2 protein-coding genes and 1 pseudogene are annotated in these 1,181 nt (G+C 45.1%); 2 read left to right on the forward strand and 1 reads right to left on the reverse strand.

Annotated features, from left to right (window positions below; translation table 11 throughout):
- Nucleotides 1-249: 249 nt before the first annotated feature.
- On the forward strand, nucleotides 250-420 hold the full coding sequence (locus B156_RS31625) for a hypothetical protein (protein WP_157627189.1): 171 nt from the start codon (nucleotides 250-252) through the stop codon (nucleotides 418-420).
- The gene (locus tag B156_RS29925) at nucleotides 410-913 is read left to right on the forward strand and encodes a phage integrase SAM-like domain-containing protein (protein ID WP_052635801.1); all 504 of its coding nucleotides are present in this window, start codon (nucleotides 410-412) and stop codon (nucleotides 911-913) included. The genes B156_RS31625 and B156_RS29925 overlap by 11 nt, the downstream gene beginning before the upstream one ends.
- A 146-nt stretch (nucleotides 914-1,059) precedes the next feature.
- On the opposite strand, the pseudogene B156_RS32315 reads toward B156_RS29925, so the two are convergent.
- Nucleotides 1,060-1,181 (reverse strand): annotated as a pseudogene (locus tag B156_RS32315) (IS110 family RNA-guided transposase); the annotation flags it as partial.

The raw sequence follows: 1,181 nt of genomic DNA on the forward strand, positions 1-1,181 counted from the left end.
GTAAAGACTATGAGTGTGGCGTAACTTCTCACGAGTCCTTCGTCTATTTATCCAACATTAACCGGATGCTCAAGCATTTTTAAACAGGCTCTAAAATAAAGTAAAAAGTGTGTGTAATTTTGTGTGCAGACGAAAAATAGACACACATTGGAGACCGGAATATTTGAACTCAAGCGTAGCGTCTCATTTTTCCTTGAAAAGCGGAAAGACACGGCCAGATCGCTCATTATCAGCAACGTACCCATTCGTATGGCTGTGAGCTTTAACAGCCAGCGGCTCATGCTAAATGCTGGCTACAGGATCGACGTTGTCAAGTGGAATGAGGAGAAAAGCCGGGTAAAGGCCAACACTACCCACGTCGGAGGGCTTACCGCTACCGACATCAACACAAAACTCAACACCCTGGAGAATGATCACTGAATTTTTCAAGGCCTGTGAGGTCAAAAAAGTAACGCCTACCCTGGCTGAGGTTAAAACCGTTTTTGATCAGATAGCCAAGAATAAGAAGGAGAAAAAGGAAACTTTCTTTTCGGCCTTCGACCGGTTTACGCTCATGGTTGGCCGGGAGAGTGACTGGGATGAGGACACCTATATTAAGTCCGGTGTGATTCGGCGTCAACTGGAGGCATTTGATAAAGCCCTCTCGTTTGAAAACCTGAACGCTGGCCGGATGATCGATTACTTGAGTTACCTCCGCGTCAAACGGGACATGTGGAATACGACTATCGTTAAAAATCTGGGCTTTATTAAATGGTTTCTCCGCTGGGCACTAAAGAACGGCTACCCGGTCAATCAGAGAGCGCTGGACTTTAGCCCAAAGTTGAAGGGGACCGACGGGAAAATTAAAAAGGTTGTCTTTCTCAATATTGAGGAGCTTGGGGTGGTCCTGTTTAGGCGGACACTTTACTTTTGAGAGTTTAACAAAACAGTTTGGTGAAATTGGTTTTCAAAGTCAATCGGTGAACGGTAGCCTAGCGATGAGTGCAGCCTACGGACGTTATAATACCCGCGCCACGGTGGCCTTCAATATAGTTAAACAACCGCTCAGATTTCTATGGTTTATGCAAGTGATGAGACATACTTTTCGTCATATTTTTTGCCCCGCTTAACAACGGCATAGATGCGGTGAATAAGTTTATTGCGAACCGCGTTTAGCACTAGCATTTTATTTTTGCCTTCGC

Origin of the sequence: Spirosoma luteum DSM 19990 (assembly GCF_000374065.1) — a bacterium.
Lineage (GTDB): Bacteria > Bacteroidota > Bacteroidia > Cytophagales > Spirosomataceae > Spirosoma > Spirosoma luteum.

Excerpts from the sequence above, each read along its gene's own strand:
- B156_RS31625 (WP_157627189.1), top strand. The coding sequence starts at position 250 with ATGGCTGTGAGCTTTAACAGCCAGCGGCTCATGCTAAATGCTGGCTAC.
- B156_RS29925 (WP_052635801.1), top strand. The coding sequence starts at position 410 with ATGATCACTGAATTTTTCAAGGCCTGTGAGGTCAAAAAAGTAACGCCT.